The organism is Paracoccus limosus (assembly GCF_009711185.1).
Lineage (GTDB): Bacteria > Pseudomonadota > Alphaproteobacteria > Rhodobacterales > Rhodobacteraceae > Paracoccus > Paracoccus limosus.
Map to the genome: position 1 here is coordinate 31,065 of NZ_WMIF01000009.1, position 15,460 is coordinate 46,524.

Sequence of the window (15,460 nt, forward strand, 5' to 3'; positions counted from 1 at the left end):
TAACCGCGCCCTTTGTCATTTTCAGCCCGGCGATGTGGCGGGCGTATCAGCCCCGCCGCGGTCCACGGTCGCCACCCGGCTTGCCGCCCGGACGCGGACCCGGCTTGCCACCGACGCGCGGGCCGCCGGGTTTCGCCCCGAACTTGCCAGCGGGCTTGCCGCCCGGCTTGCCACCGGGGCCGGGCTTGAAGCCGTCGCGCGGCTGGAACTTGCGCTCGCCATCCTCGCGCTTGCCAAACGGCCGGTCGCCCGAATCGCGGCGGGCAAAGGGCTTGCGATCCCCGTCCTCGCGCTTGTGGAAGGGCTTGTCGCCACGCGGACCGGCGGGCCGGTCACCGTCCTCGCGCCGTTGGAAGGGTTTGCGCTCACCATCCTCACGACGGGCAAAGGGCTTGCGGTCGCCATCCTCGCGACGCTGGAAAGGCTTGCGCTCACCATCCTCACGACGGGCAAAGGGCTTGTCGCCGCCCTTGCCAAAGCCGCGCTTGTCGCCATCCTCACGCCGTTGGAACGGTTTACGGTCGCCATCTTCGCGGCGGGCGAAGGGCTTGCGATCACCATCTTCCCGACGCTGGAAGGGCTTGCGCTCACCATCCTCACGACGGGCAAAGGGTTTGTCGCCGCCCTTGCCAAAGCCGCGCTTGTCGCCATCCTCACGCCGTTGGAACGGTTTACGGTCGCCATCTTCACGACGTGCAAAGGGTTTGCGATCCCCGTCCTCGCGACGGGCGAAAGGCTTGTCCTCGCGCTTGCCAAAGGGACGGTCGCCATCTTCGCGGCGGGCAAAGGGCTTGCGTTCGCCATCCTCGCGCCGCTTGAAGGGTTTGCGCTCGCCATCCTCGCGCAGCGGACGGGGCGGACGCGGGCGCTGGTCGCGGCCCTCATCCTCACGGCGCCCGGCACCGCGTTCGCGGAAATCGCGCGGCTTTTCGTCGGGATCGCCGGTCAGAAGTCCGCCCAGCTGGTCGCGCAGCACCTTGCGCTTGATCTCGCGCACCTCGTTCGGCTCCAGCCCGGTCAGCTTGAACGGACCGTAGCCGATGCGGATCAGACGGTTCACGATGAGCCCGACATGCGACATGGCGCGGCGGATCTCGCGATTCTTGCCCTCGCGGATGCCGACGGTCAGCCAGGCATTGGCGCCCTGCTGGCTGTCGAGATTGATCTCCATCGGCGCGAATTCCTCGCCGTCGATAACGACGCCGCGCCGCAGGGGGCCAAAGGTCAAATCGTTCGGGGTGCCGTTGACGCGCACGCGATAGCGGCGCAGCCAGCCTGTGGTCGGCAGCTCCAGCCGACGCTTCAGCTCGCCATCATTGGTCAAAAGCAGCAGACCTTCGGAGTTGAGATCCAGCCGGCCCACGGTCATCACCCGCGGCAGATCGCGCGGCAGCGCGTCAAAGACCGTCTGGCGGCCCTTTTCGTCGCTTTCGGTCGTGACCAGACCCAAGGGCTTGTAATAGAGCCAAAGCTTGGTTTCCTGCGGATCTTCCAGACGCTTGCCGTCGACGGTGATGCGGTCCTCGGGCAGCACGTCCAGCGCCGGGCTGTCGACCCTCTTGCCGTTCACCAGGACCCGGCCTTCCAGAATCATGCGCTCGGCCTCGCGGCGGCTGGCAACGCCGGCGCGCGCCATCACCTTGGCGATGCGGTCGCCGGAACCGGTCTCGGCATTGGTTTCCGGGGTGGTAGGGGGCATGTCGTCGGTCATCGCAATCTCCTGCGCATCTCTGCGGTGGCAAAGCCGCCTTCCTACGCCGAATGGCGCGGCTTTGAAAGCAGTTCTTGCACCAGGGCGCGCGGCGCGCCAGAAACCCGCAATGGAATTTTCGACGCATATGCCCGAGGCGCTGGATCAGGCGCGCAGCGCTGCCGCACGGGGCGAAGTGCCTGTCGGCGCCGTGCTGGTCGGTGCAGATGGCCGCGTGCTGGCCCGCGCCGGCAACCGCACGCGCGAGGATAGCGACCCCACCGCCCATGCCGAGATCCTTGCGATCCGCGCCGCCTGCGCCGCGCTGGGATCGGAACGGCTGCCCGGCGCGCAGCTGTGGGTGACGCTGGAGCCCTGCCCGATGTGTGCCGCCGCCATCTCGGCTGCGCGCATCGCGGTGCTGTATTACGGCGCGGATGATCCGCGCATGGGCGGGGTCCGCCATGGCGCCCGCGTTTTTGACCATCCGCAATGCCACCATCGTCCCGAGATCATCGACGGCATTTCTGCGGAAGAATCGCGCAACCTGCTGCAAGACTTCTTTCGCGCCCGTCGCGGGGCTGGCACTCTGGCGCGAGACGGGTGATGTTCGCGGTTGCGCTGCAGTGCGGCATGAATAACATCCCCAGCCGGGATGGATTTCGGGGGAACAGATGTTCAATAAGATTCTGGTAGCGAACCGGGGCGAGATCGCGATCCGCGTGATGCGGGCGGCGAACGAGCTGGGCAAGAAGACGGTCGCCGTCTATGCCGAAGAAGACAAGCTGGGCTTGCACCGCTTCAAGGCCGACGAGGCCTATCGCATCGGCGAAGGGCTGGGCCCGGTGGCCGCCTATCTGTCGATTTCGGAGATCATCCGCGTCGCCAAGGAATCGGGCGCCGATGCCATCCATCCGGGCTACGGCCTTTTGTCGGAAAACCCCGATTTCGTCGACGCCTGCACGGCCGCCGGCATCACCTTCATCGGCCCTTCGGCCGATACGATGCGCAAGCTGGGCGACAAGGCCAGCGCGCGCAAGGTCGCCATCGCGGCCGGCGTGCCGGTGATTCCGGCAACCGAAGTGCTGGGCGACGACATGGACGCGATCAAGGCCGAGGCGGCCACGATCGGCTATCCGCTGATGCTGAAGGCCAGCTGGGGCGGCGGCGGACGCGGCATGCGCCCGATCAACAACCCCGACGAACTGCCCGAAAAAGTCCGCGAGGGCCGGCGTGAGGCCGAGGCCGCCTTTGGCAATGGCGAGGGCTATCTGGAAAAGATGATCCAGCGCGCCCGCCACGTCGAGGTGCAACTGCTGGGCGACAGCCATGGCGGGCTTTATCACCTCTATGAGCGCGACTGCACCGTGCAGCGCCGCAACCAGAAGGTCGTCGAACGCGCCCCCGCCCCCTATCTCAGCGAGGAAGAGCGTGCCGAGGTCTGCGCCCTGGGCCTGAAGATCGGCCGCGCCGTGGGTTACCAGAACGCCGGCACCGTCGAATTCCTGATGGATATGGACGAGGGCAAGTTCTATTTCATCGAGGTGAACCCGCGCGTTCAGGTCGAGCATACCGTGACCGAAGAGGTCACCGGCATCGACATCGTGCAATCGCAGATCCTGATCGCCGAAGGCGCGACGCTTGCCGAGGCGACCGGCGTTGCCAGCCAGTCGGACGTGCATCTGAACGGCCATGCCCTGCAGATCCGCGTCACCACCGAAGACCCGCTGAACAACTTCATCCCCGACTATGGCCGGATCTCGGCCTATCGCTCGGCCACGGGCAACGGCATCCGGCTGGACGGCGGCACGGCCTATTCCGGCGGCGTGATCACCCGCTTTTACGATTCGCTGCTGGTCAAGGTCACGGCCCATGCCCAGACCCCGGAAAAGGCCATTATACGGATGGACCGGGCGCTGCGCGAATTCCGCGTGCGCGGCGTGGCCACCAATATCGAATTCGTCATCAACCTGCTGAAGCATCCGACCTTTCTGGACTACAGCTACACGACGAAATTCATCGACACGACGCCGGACCTGTTTGCGTTCCGCAAGCGGCGCGACCGGGCGACGAAACTGCTGGTCTATCTGGCCGACATCAGCGTCAACGGTCACCCCGAGACGGCCGGCCGGCCGCTGCCGCCCGCCGATCTGAAACTGCCGCGCCCGCCCGCGACGCGCGCGGAACCCGTGCCCGGCACCCGCCAGCTGCTTGAGGAAAAGGGCGCCAAGGCCGTCGCCGACTGGATGCTGGATCAAAAGCAGCTGCTGATCACCGACACCTCGATGCGGGACGGCCACCAGTCGTTGCTGGCGACCCGCATGCGCTCGATCGACATGATCCGCGTGGCACCGACCTATGCCGCCAACCTGCCGCAGCTTTTCAGCGTCGAATGCTGGGGCGGAGCGACCTTTGACGTGGCCTACCGCTTCTTGCAGGAATGCCCGTGGCAGCGGCTGCGCGACATCCGCGCCCGGATGCCGAACCTGATGACGCAGATGCTGCTGCGTGCCAGCAATGGCGTGGGCTACACCAACTATCCCGACAATGTGGTGCAGGAGTTCGTGCGTCAGGCGGCGGAAACCGGTGTCGATGTGTTCCGCGTCTTTGACAGCCTGAACTGGGTCGAGAACATGCGCGTCGCCATGGACGCGGTGATCGAATCGGGCAAGATCTGCGAAGGCACCATCTGCTATACCGGCGATCTGCTGGATCCGGCGCGGTCGAAATACGACCTGCAATACTATCTGGACATGGCGCGCCAGCTGCGCGACGCGGGCGCACATGTGCTGGGGCTGAAGGACATGGCCGGGCTTTTGAAACCCGCCTCGGCCGGCATCCTCATCAAGGCGCTGAAAGAGGAAATCGGCCTGCCGGTGCATTTCCACACCCATGACACCAGCGGCATCGCCGGGGCCACGATCCTTGCTGCCGCCGAGGCGGGCGTGGACGCCGTCGATTGCGCCATGGATGCGTTCTCGGGCAATACCTCGCAGCCCTGTCTGGGCTCCGTGGTCGAGGCGCTGCGCCACACGCCGCGCGACACCGGGCTGGACATCGACGCGATTCGCGAGATCTCGAACTACTGGGAAGCGGTGCGCGCGCAATATGCCGCCTTTGAAAGCGGTCTGGCCGCGCCCGCGTCCGAGGTCTGGTTGCACGAGATGCCTGGGGGCCAGTTCACCAACCTCAAGGCGCAGGCCCGCAGCCTTGGTCTGGAGGAACGCTGGCACGAGGTCGCCAAGACCTATGCCGAGGTGAACCGCATGTTCGGCGATATCGTCAAGGTCACGCCCAGCTCGAAAGTCGTGGGCGACATGGCGCTGATGATGGTGGCGCAGGGCCTGAGCCGCGCTCAGGTCGAGGATCCGGCGGTCGAGGTCGCCTTCCCCGATTCGGTCGTCGACATGATGAAGGGCAATCTGGGCCAACCGCCTGGAGGCTGGCCCAAGGTGCTGCAAAAGAAGGTGCTCAAGGGCGACGAGCCGCTGACCACCCGTCCCGGCGCCTCGATGGCTCCGGTGGATCTGGAAGCTGTGCGCCAGAAGCTGGAAAAGGATCTGGGCGTCGCCATCGACGACGAGGACCTGAACGGCTATCTGATGTATCCCAAGGTCTTTACCGACTACATGGCGCGTCACGACATGTATGGCCCGGTCCGCACCCTGCCGACGCGCAGCTTCTTCTACGGCATGCAGCCGGGCGAAGAGATCTCGGCCGAGATCGACCCCGGCAAGACGCTGGAGATCCGGCTGCAGACCATCGGCGACACCGACGAGACCGGCGATGTGAAGGTCTTCTTTGAACTGAACGGCCAGCCGCGGGTGATCCGGGTGCCGAACCGTCTGGTGAAATCGCAGACCGCCGCGCGTCCCAAGGCCGATCCGGCCAATGACAGCCATATCGGCGCGCCGATGCCGGGCGTCGTCGCCTCGGTCGCGGTGACGCAGGGCCAGAAGGTGCGTCCGGGCGATCTGCTGCTGACCATCGAGGCGATGAAGATGGAAACCGGCATCCACGCCGACCGCGAGGGCACCGTCACCGCCCTGCATGTCAGCGCCGGACAGGGCATCGACGCCAAGGACCTGCTGCTGGAAGTGAACTGAGCCACGATGTGACGCATGACGGCCGGCCACCGACCCCGGTGGCCGGCCGCAGCTTTTCCCGCTGCCGCGCCCGTGACGCTGGGTGCCAAGCGCGGCGCCCGTCCCGCCAAGGCTTTTCCGGGACCGGCAACCGCCTGTAGGATCGCGCCGACGCCCGGACGCTCCCCCGAACAGGCAGGAAGGTCAGATAATGACGCAGATCCCCGAAGTTACCGGCTTTTACGAGGCGCGCAGCGGCTCGATCCAATATGTCGTCGCCGATCCCGGCAGCGGCGACTGCGCCATCATCGACCCGGTGCTGGATTTCGACGAGAATTCCGGCGCCACCGCCACGCATGAGGCGGACCGCATCCTTGGCTTCATCGCCGAGCGCGGCTATCGCCTGCAATGGATCCTCGACACGCATCCACATGCCGATCACCTGTCCGCCGCCGATTACCTGCGTACCCGCACCGGCGCGCCCATCGGCATCGGCGACCGCATCGGCCAGATTCAGGCGCTGTGGAATGATTTCTACAACCGCCCCGATTTTCCGACCGACGGGCGGCAATGGGACCGGCTCTTTGCCGATGGCGAGACCTTTGCGCTGGGCACCATCCCGGTGCGGGTGCTGCTGTCGCCGGGCCATACGCTGGCCTCGGTCACCTATGTGATCGGCGACGCGGCCTTCGTACATGACACGCTGTTCATGCCCGACAGCGGCACGGCACGGGCCGATTTCCCCGGCGGCAGCGCCAGCGCGCTGTGGCGCTCGATCCAGCGCATCCTTGCACTGCCCGATGACACGCGGCTGTTTACCGGCCATGACTACCAGCCCGGCGGCCGCGCCCCGGCCTGGCAATCGACCGTGGCCCGGCAAAAGGCCGAAAACATTCATATCGCCTCGGTGCCCGACGAGGCCGCCTTCGTCGCCCTGCGCGAGGCGCGCGACCGCAGCCTGCCGATGCCGCGGCTGATCCTGCATGCGCTGCAGGTCAATATGGACGCCGGCCGCCTGCCCGCCCCCGAAGCCAACGGCCGCCGCTATCTCAGAATCCCGCTGGACCTGCTGCGATCACCCTGGGCCTGACCGTCGACCGGGGCCCGTTCGGGCCTGCCGAACACCGCGTCAACCGCCAGCCCGGCTCAGCCGGGTTGCGAGCGGCGCCCAACATGGCCATGCTGCCGGCAACAGCAATTTCGGCGAAAGGATCTCGCAATGGGCCAGTTGATCGACGGCGCCTGGCACGACGAATGGTATGATACCGCAAGCACCGGCGGCCGTTTCAAGCGCACGACGACGGCCTGGCGCAACTGGATCACACCGGATGGCGCGCCCGGCCCCTCGGGCGAGGGCGGCTTTCCCGCCGAAAGCGGGCGCTATCACCTTTACGTCTCGCTGGCCTGCCCCTGGGCGCATCGCACGCTGATCTTTCGCGCGCTGAAGGGTCTGGCGCCGCATATCGACATCTCGGTCGTGCATCCCGACATGCTGTCCGAAGGCTGGACCTTTGCCACCGATTTCCCGGCCACCACCGGCGACAATCTTTTTGGCCTGCCCTATCTGCGCGACATCTACCTGCGGGCCAATCCGCAAACCTCCGGCCGGGTGACGGTGCCGATCCTGTGGGACAAGCAGCGCGGCACCATCGTCAGCAACGAAAGCGCCGAGATCATCCGCATGTTCAACTCGGCCTTCAACGGGCTGACCGGAGACACTGACGATTACTGCCCCGAGGGGCTGCTGACGCAGGTCGACGAGTTGAACGCCCGCATCTATGACAGCGTGAACAACGGCGTCTACAAGGCCGGCTTCGCCACCAGCCAGCAGGCCTATGACGAGGCGATCTACCCGCTGTTCGACGCGCTGGACTGGCTGGAGGACCACCTTGCCGGCAACCGCTACCTGACCGGCGCCCGCATCACCGAGGCCGACTGGCGGCTGTTCACCACGATGGTGCGCTTTGACCCGGTCTATCACACGCATTTCAAATGCAATCGCAAATGGCTGCGGGAATATCCCAACCTCTGGGGCTGGACGCGCGAGCTGTATCAATGGCCGGGCGTGGCCGAGACGGTCAATTTCGACCATATCGTGCGCCATTACCATTACAGCCACGCCAGGATTAACCCCTATCGCATCCTGCCGATCAACCCGGTGATCGACTGGCTGGAACCGCACGGCCGCGGCTGACCGCTACGGCTGAGCGTTTCCGTCTGGATTGACAAATCCCCGCACAAACAGCAATGAAAGCTCTGCCGGCAAGCCGCCGGCAGACTTGCCGCTGATGCCCTCCGACGCTTGCCGGACCCGCACCACGACAATTGCTGGGGAAAGGCGATGCTCGCACCGTTTCTCATCATGCTGCGAGAGGGGCTGGAAGCAGCCCTGATCGTCGGCATCATCGCCGGTTACCTGCGCCAGACCGGCCGCGCGCAATGGCTGCCCGCGATCTGGGTCGGGGTGTTTCTGGCGGTGGCGCTGGCGCTGTTTGCCGGGGCCGGGCTGCAACTGGCCAGCGCGCAATTCCCGCAAAAGACCCAGGAGCTGATCGAAGCGCTGATCGGCTTTGTTGCCGTCGGCGTGCTGATCGCCATGGTGTTCTGGATGAAGCGCGCCGCCCGCTCGATCAAACGCGAATTGCATGCCTCGGTCGATCAGGCGCTGTCGCATTCCGGCGCCACCTGGGGGCTGATCGGCATGGTGTTTCTGGCCGTCGCGCGCGAGGGGCTGGAATCGGTATTCTTCCTGTTGGCGGTGTTCCAGCAAAGCAAGGATGCCAGCGCCCCCATCGGCGCGGCCCTGGGTGTCCTCGCCGCTGTCGGCATGGGCTGGGGCATCTATGCCGGGGCGCTGCGGCTGGATCTGGGGCGGTTCTTTCGCATCACTGGCATCTTCATCATCTTTGTCGCCGCCGGGCTTTTCGCCGGTTCGGTCAAGGCCCTGCACGAGGCGGGGCTGTGGAACAGCCTGCTGACCCCGGTCTGGGATCTCAGCCGGGTGCTACCCGAATCAAGCCCGCTTGGCACCGTGCTTTCGGGGATCCTCGGCTATCGCGAGGCGCCCAGTCTGGGCGAGTTGATCGCATGGGCGGGCTTTCTGGTCGTGACGCTGTATCTGTTCCTGCGCCCGGCCGTGCCGGCGCCGCAAACCCAATCCATGGTGCGTAAATGAGCAACCCGCCCTCTCGCGGCATCTATCTGGCGATCCTTGGCGCGGCCGTGCTGGCCGTGGCCGGTGGCGCGGCATTCTGGACCGCCTCGCGGCAGAAACCGCAGACCAGCGCCGACCAGATCGTGACGGTGGACGCGCGATCCTGCCAGCCCAATGCGATCACCGTGCCCGGCGGACGGCGCAGCTTCGAGATCGTCAATGCCTCGGATCGGCCCATCGAATGGGAGATCGTCGATGGCGTCATGGTCGTGGCCGAGCGCGAAAACATCGCCCCCGGTTTCCACGCCACGCTGGCGGTGCAACTGGCTCCCGGTAGCTATGAGATGACCTGCGGCCTGCTGACCAACCCGCGCGGCACGCTGACGGTGACCGCCTCGGACGAGGCGACGGCGGCGGCCTCCGAGGTGACGTTGAAGAAATTCCTCGGGCCGCTGTCGGAATACCGGGTCTATCTGGTCATGCAGGGCAATCAGGCGGTCAAGGCCGCCGAAAAGCTGCGCGATGCCATCGATGCGGGCGATCTGCCGGCGGCGCGCGCCGCCTGGGCCGAGGCGCGCCTGCCCTATCGCCGGGTCGAGCCGCTGGCCTATCGCTTTTCGGATCTGGAAAACGTGATCGACCCCAGCGCCGCCTATCTGGCCGGGCGCGAGCAGGATCCGGGCTTTACCGGCTATCACCGCATCGAATACGGGCTTTTCGCCCAGAACAGCACCGAGGGTCTGGCTCCGGTCGCCGACCGGCTGGTCGCCGATCTGGGTACGCTGGCCGAACGGCTCAAGGCCGCGCCGCTGGACCCGGCGCTGCTGCTGGCCCTGCCCGGCGCCATGGCCCGGCAATTGGCCGAGGCGCAGATCCCCGAGGGCGAAAACAGCTATGCCGGCAATGACGCCCGCGACCTGACCGCCGCAACCGAGGGCATCGCCAAGCTGACCGGCCTGTTGCGGCAGGTGGTGGCCAGCGTCGATCCCAAGCTCGACGCCGAGCTGGGCACCGAAATGCAGGCCGCGACCGATGCCGTGGCCGCGCTGCAAGGACAGGACTGGTCGCAGGTCCCGGCCGAGCAGCGCCAGAAGCTGGCGGCGGATTTCACCCGCCTCGCCGAGACGCTGGACCGACTGCAACCCATTATCGGAATGAACTGACATGACCGGCTGCCCTTTCATCACCGACCGCCGCCGCCTGCTGATGGGGCTGGGGCTGGGCGCGATCGGAACGCTGGCCCCCGCCGCCCAGGCGCGCGAGGCCGCACAGCCCAATGTCGATGACGCCCCGCATGGCCATGCCGAGACCGCCGCGCAAAGCGTGCCCTTTCACGGCCCGCATCAGGCCGGGATCGTGACGCCCCGCCCCGCCAATGGCATCGTCGCGGCCTTCGACGTGGTCGCGGCCTCGCTTGACGATGTCGAGACCATGCTGCGCCTGCTGACCGAACGCGCCGCCTTTCTGACCCAGGGCGGCGCGGTGCCCGAACGCGACCCGCGCCTGCCCCCGGCCGATTCCGGCCTGCTGGGTCCGGTGGTCGCGCCCGACAACCAGACCATCACGCTGGCCCTTGGCGACAGCTTCTTCGAGGCGCAGCCGGCGCTGAAACCGCTGAAGCCCGCGCGCCTGCAACGCATGGTGCAGTTCCCCAATGACGCGCTGGAAGCCGACATCTGCCATGGCGACATCGTGCTGCAATTCTGCGCCAACCTGCAGGACAGCAATATCCACGCGCTACGCGACATCGTAAAGAACCTGTCGGAATATCTGGTGCTGCGCTGGGTCTATGAGGGCTCGGTGCCGCCGGTGCCGCCCGCCCCCGATGGCTCGACCCCCAGCGCGCGCAATTTTCTGGGCTTCCGCGACGGCTCGGCCAACCCCGATGCCAATGACGCCGAGATGATGGGCCGCGTGGTCTGGACCGCCGCCCCGGACGAGCCCGCCTGGGCGCATGGCGGCAGCTATCAGGCGGTGCGCATCATCCGCAATTTCGTCGAACGCTGGGACCGCACGCCGCTGCGCGAGCAAGAGCGCATCTTTGGCCGCGCCAAGAATTCTGGCGCGCCGCTGGATGGCGGGCCCAAGGCCACCGAACGCGACGTGCCCGATTATGCCGCCGATCCCGATGGCGCGAAAACCGCGATGAACAGCCATATCCGGCTGGCCAATCCGCGCACGCCAGACGCCGACAAGCACCTGATCCTGCGCCGCCCCTTCAACTATGCGCGCGGCGCGATGAAAAACGGGCATCTGGATCAGGGGCTGTTGTTCATCGCGTGGCAGGCCGACCTGCAACAGGGCTTCATCGCCGTGCAGAACCTGCTGAATGGCGAGCCGCTGGAGGAATATATCAAGCCGGTGGGCGGCGGCTATTTCTTTGCGCCCCCGGGCGTGGCCGGACCAGAGGATTATCTGGGATCGGGCCTGATCGACGCAGCCAGACGGGCCTGACCCGCCAAGCCGACCCCCTGAACCGATTGAACGGAGCATCACCATGATCGGGACTTATCTGAAAACCACGGGGCTGGCCCTGGCGCTTGGCGGCTGGGCCGGCATGGCGGCGGCCGATCCCTCGCTCGACCTCGTTGGGCCGCTGGCGGATTACAAGATCTATGTGGCCGAAAACACCGCCCAGCTGGTCGCCGATGCCGAAGCATTCACCACCGCGATCAAGGCGGGCGATCTGGACAAGGCCAAGGCGCTTTTTGCCCCGACCCGCACCAGCTATGAAAAGATCGAGCCGATCGCCGAGCTGTTCTCGGATCTGGACGTGTCGATCGACGCCCGCGCAGACGACTTCGAAAAGGCCGAAGCCGACGAGGCCTTTACCGGCTTTCACCGGCTGGAATACGGGCTGTGGGAAAAGGGCTCGACCGAGGGGCTGGCACCCTTTGCCGACCGGCTGATGGCCGATATCCATACGCTGAACGAGCGCATCAACGGCCTGACCTTCCCACCGGAAGTCGTGGTCGGCGGTGCCGCCGCCCTGATGGAAGAGGTCGCGGCCACCAAGATCTCGGGCGAGGAAGACCGCTATTCCCGCACCGACCTGTGGGATTTCGACGCCAATTTCGCCGGCTCGCAAAAGATCTATGATCTGCTGAAGCCGCTGATCGCCAAGCAGGATCCCGAATTCGTCGCCAAGGTGGACGGCAATTTCGCCGCCGTGGACGCGGTTCTGGCGAAATACAAGGAAGGCGACGGCTATGTCTCGTATGAAAAGCTGACCGATGCCGACCGCAACCTGCTGTCAAGCAAGGTGAACACGCTGGCCGAGGATCTTTCGACCCTGCGCGGCAAGCTGGGCCTCGGCTAAGGCGCCCGGACGGGCCGCTGCGGCCCGTCCCCATCCCGTATCCGGCGCAATTCACACCGAAATCACGTCGCGCTGCGTATCACCGGCAGGCAACACCGGTGCAGGAGCGCGGCGCGCGGGATGATACAGGACTTTCACCGCCCACAAGACCTTGCCGCCTGCTGGCGCAGTTTCGACTGGCGCGAGAATTTCCTCGCCCCCGGCCTTGTGATCCTGCAGGCGCTGACCCCGGACGGGCAGACCGCCTCGGGTGCCGGGCTGAACCGCGACGAGGCATGGCACCGCTGTCTGGGCGAAACCGCTGAAATCCTTGCCCTGCGCGCGCATCGCGATGCCGGCCGCGCTTTTGACCCCACCCGCGATGGCATCGCCGCCCATGTCGATACCCGGGCCGCCTGCGACGCCGCCCTGTTCGAAGCGCACGAGCGGCGCGCCATCGCCGGCTGGTGGCTGGGCTGGCTGCAGGCCGATCCGGTCGCGCCCGACTGGCTGCATGAGGCGGGAATCTTGGGCAGCCTCGATCTGGCGCGGCGCGGCGCGGCGCTGAAACGGCGCACCGACTGGTGGCTGGTCCGCCTTGCCGACGGGCCCTGCACGATGATCTGCCGCTCGGCCAGCATCGAGGGGCAGGAGCCGGTGCTGGGCTACGGCGCCCATCCCGACCCGGCCGAGGCCGCCCGCAAGGCCATGCGTGAGCTTTTGCTGATGGAACTGAACCTGATCGAGCTGCTGGCCGCGCGCTCGCACGGGCTGGGACCGGCACTCGAACCCGTGGGGCGCAGGATCCGCGACTATGCCCTGCGCGGCAGCAGCCTTTTTGCCGAGGGGCCGGCGGTCACGCCCCGGCCGGCGGCGCGGCTGGGCGCCGATTGGCTCGCGCCGGCGCCCCGCATGCAAGAGCTGGCCACGGCGCCCATCAGCGTCTGGCTGTGCCAGCCCGACCTGCCCGCGCCACGCTTTACCGCCGAGACCGGATCGCCCTATCTTTGACCCGCAGGAGTCCCGCGCATGACCGACGATCTGCCCTGTCCTGAAGACCCCGCTGAAGGCGATCCCCCGGCACCGCCGCGCCGCGCCGGTGGCTCTTGCCCCGCCTGCGCACAGGGGCACAGCGATCTGGCCGAACTGCTGCGCCGCAAGCAGACCAGTGGCCACACCGCCAAGGGCAAGGCCGCCAATATGGGCGCCGCCCCGTCGCCGCTGCCGCCGCAGGACCAACACCCCGAAATCACCCAACGCCCGCCCGAGATCCTGCTGCGCACCACCCCGGCCTGGCGTCTGGCCTGCATGGCGCAGGCGGCGCAGATTCCCTCGGGCTATACCTATCTTGCGCAGCTGATGGGCCATGACATGGGCCGCAGCACCCCCGCCGACGAGGTCCCTTATTCAGGCACCCGCGTGCCGCGCTACAACCTGATCGACAATCCGCTGACGCTGGAAACGGTCTATGGCCCCGGCCCGGCGCTGGCCGCGCATGTTTATGACCCCGAGACGCTGCTATTTCGGATCACGCCGCGCGCCCGGCTGGCCCGCATCTATGCGCGCGGCCGCGACGCGCTGTCCGACGCCGATCCCCGGCCGATCCGCGCCCTTTACGACGAACGCAACCGCGATTCCCTGATGCTGCACGAGCTGACGGCGGCATGGATGCAGTTTCACAACCGCAACGCCCGGCAGTTGACGGCACAGGGCCTGTCGCCGCTGGCCGCCTATTGTCAGGCCCGCGCCCATGCCGTGCGCTGCTGGCACGCGATCTTGCAGGCCGACCTGCTGCCGCGCTTTCTGCACCCCGAAATTGCAGCACTACCCGCCCCCCTACCCGCGGCATGGGAGCTGGACGAAACGACGCTGCTGCATGGCCTGTGCCGGGCCTTTCACGCCCTGCCGCTGGCCGCCTATCAGCTGGGCCGCTCGGGGCTGCACAACCTGAACCGGCTGCTGAAGCGCGGCTATGACATCAGCGAGGCCGAGACGGATTGGCAGGTCGATTGGCCGCTGTTCTTTGGCAGCCGCCCCGGCGGGCCAAAGACCGGCCTTTCGGCCAGCGTCGCGCCCGAGCTGCGCGCCCCGATCACGGCCGAGGCGGTGATCGCGCTGGACAATGCCAGCGCCGATATCGCCGATCCGCTGCGGGCGGGCAATGCCGGCATCCACGCGGCGATCGCCGCCCTGCCGGGGGGCTGGCCAGCGCGGCTGCCCCCCGCAACCCTCGCCGCCGATTTCACTGCCGCCCATCCCGATGCGCCCATCCGTATCACTGCCGATGTCCTGCGCTGGGGACCGCTTTACCAGTTCCTGATGGTCGAGGCACAGTTGTATGGCCAGGCCGGCGGTTTCGGCCCCTTGGGCAGCGCGCTGCTGCGTGGCTCGGTTCTCGGCTCGGTGCAGCGGGTGGTGCTGGCCGAGGAGACGCCGGCCAGCCGCACCCTGCCCCGGCCCGACAGCATGCTTGCACTCATCACCCTTGTCCGAACGGAGGGACTATCATGACGGAAACCATGAAATACATCGTCGTGGGCACCGAGGTCGACCAGCCACAGGCCTGGCTGCACCCCGACGGCAGCATCACCGCCGAACAGGGCGATGACGGCCAGCCGCTGAATGTCGAATTCATCGGTCGGCTGATGGTCGACCTGTCCCAGCGCGGCCCCGCCGGCGTCAGCGCCAAAGAGCTGAAGGCGCTGGAGGAACAGGTGCGACAGGCGCTGATGGTGCAGGATTTCTCGACCCAGGGCGGCGGCGCCAGCCTGTCCGAACCCGAGCGCGCCCAGATCCTTGCCGGGACCAAGGTCCGCATCCTGTTCGAAAGCCGCCGGCGCAGCCGCAAGAAACCCGACCGCAACACCCGCATCCTGGTCGTGCCCTCGGACGAGACGCTGGGCATCACCGATGCCATGCTGCGCGCGCAGGGCCATGCCGATGGCTTTCGCCCGCCCCTGTCCTATGAGCTGGACCGGGCACTGATGCTGGCCAATATGAAACCCGAGATCCTTGAAATCATCCGCGAATTCGCTGCCAACCCGCCCCCCGGCTGGAGCACCGCCCTGCAGGCCGCGCTGGAACAGCATGTCGAGGCCAGCATCCGCGACCGCAGCATTTTCAAGGACGGCAACGGCCAGCCCGCCGATGACATCAAGAACCAGATCATGGCCAGCCCGCTGCGCGCCTTCCACCGCTCGGTCGGCATCTATGCCACGAACATGTGCCGCTGA

At 66.8% G+C, this 15,460-nt stretch carries 12 protein-coding genes; 11 read left to right on the forward strand and 1 reads right to left on the reverse strand.

The annotated features are described in order from the left end of the window. Positions 1 to 46 precede the first annotated feature (46 nt). Entirely contained in the window at positions 47 to 1,711 is a 1,665-nt protein-coding gene (locus GL279_RS08255; protein ID WP_155064156.1) for a pseudouridine synthase, read from the reverse strand. 109 nt (positions 1,712 to 1,820) lie between these two features. Here GL279_RS08255 and GL279_RS08260 point away from each other — a divergent pair, with 109 nt between their 5' ends. The 11 genes from GL279_RS08260 (at position 1,821) to GL279_RS08310 (ending at position 15,460) form a co-directional block, all read left to right on the forward strand. Beyond that, on the forward strand, positions 1,821 to 2,297 hold the full coding sequence (locus tag GL279_RS08260) for a nucleoside deaminase (RefSeq protein ID WP_155064157.1): 477 nt from the start codon (positions 1,821 to 1,823) through the stop codon (positions 2,295 to 2,297). 67 nt (positions 2,298 to 2,364) lie between these two features. Beyond that, positions 2,365 to 5,796, forward strand: a complete 3,432-nt coding sequence (locus GL279_RS08265; protein WP_155064158.1) for a pyruvate carboxylase — start codon at positions 2,365 to 2,367, stop codon at positions 5,794 to 5,796. 190 nt (positions 5,797 to 5,986) lie between these two features. Beyond that, positions 5,987 to 6,865, forward strand: a complete 879-nt coding sequence (locus tag GL279_RS08270; RefSeq protein WP_155064159.1) for an MBL fold metallo-hydrolase — start codon at positions 5,987 to 5,989, stop codon at positions 6,863 to 6,865. 129 nt (positions 6,866 to 6,994) lie between these two features. Beyond that, the gene (locus tag GL279_RS08275) at positions 6,995 to 7,969 is read left to right on the forward strand and encodes a glutathione S-transferase family protein (RefSeq protein ID WP_155064160.1); all 975 of its coding nucleotides are present in this window, start codon (positions 6,995 to 6,997) and stop codon (positions 7,967 to 7,969) included. A gap of 147 nt (positions 7,970 to 8,116) precedes the next feature. Continuing rightward, the gene (gene efeU, locus GL279_RS08280; RefSeq protein WP_155064161.1) at positions 8,117 to 8,950 is read left to right on the forward strand and encodes an iron uptake transporter permease EfeU; all 834 of its coding nucleotides are present in this window, start codon (positions 8,117 to 8,119) and stop codon (positions 8,948 to 8,950) included. Further along, on the forward strand, positions 8,947 to 10,092 hold the full coding sequence (gene efeO / locus GL279_RS08285; RefSeq protein WP_155064162.1) for an iron uptake system protein EfeO: 1,146 nt from the start codon (positions 8,947 to 8,949) through the stop codon (positions 10,090 to 10,092). Before efeU ends, efeO (GL279_RS08285) begins: the two co-directional genes overlap by 4 nt. 1 nt (position 10,093) lies before the next feature. Continuing rightward, on the forward strand, positions 10,094 to 11,383 hold the full coding sequence (gene efeB / locus GL279_RS08290) for an iron uptake transporter deferrochelatase/peroxidase subunit (protein ID WP_155064163.1): 1,290 nt from the start codon (positions 10,094 to 10,096) through the stop codon (positions 11,381 to 11,383). A 43-nt stretch (positions 11,384 to 11,426) separates the two neighbouring features. After that, entirely contained in the window at positions 11,427 to 12,248 is an 822-nt protein-coding gene (gene efeO / locus GL279_RS08295) for an iron uptake system protein EfeO (protein ID WP_155064164.1), read from the forward strand. A gap of 120 nt (positions 12,249 to 12,368) precedes the next feature. Beyond that, positions 12,369 to 13,238, forward strand: coding sequence for a YcaO-like family protein (locus GL279_RS08300; protein WP_155064165.1), 870 nt, complete (start codon positions 12,369 to 12,371; stop codon positions 13,236 to 13,238). 18 nt (positions 13,239 to 13,256) lie between these two features. Next, positions 13,257 to 14,738, forward strand: coding sequence for a peroxidase family protein (locus tag GL279_RS08305; protein WP_246175243.1), 1,482 nt, complete (start codon positions 13,257 to 13,259; stop codon positions 14,736 to 14,738). Next, a complete protein-coding gene (locus GL279_RS08310; protein WP_155064166.1) occupies positions 14,735 to 15,460 on the forward strand; it encodes a hypothetical protein in 726 nt (241 codons plus the stop codon). Before GL279_RS08305 ends, GL279_RS08310 begins: the two co-directional genes overlap by 4 nt.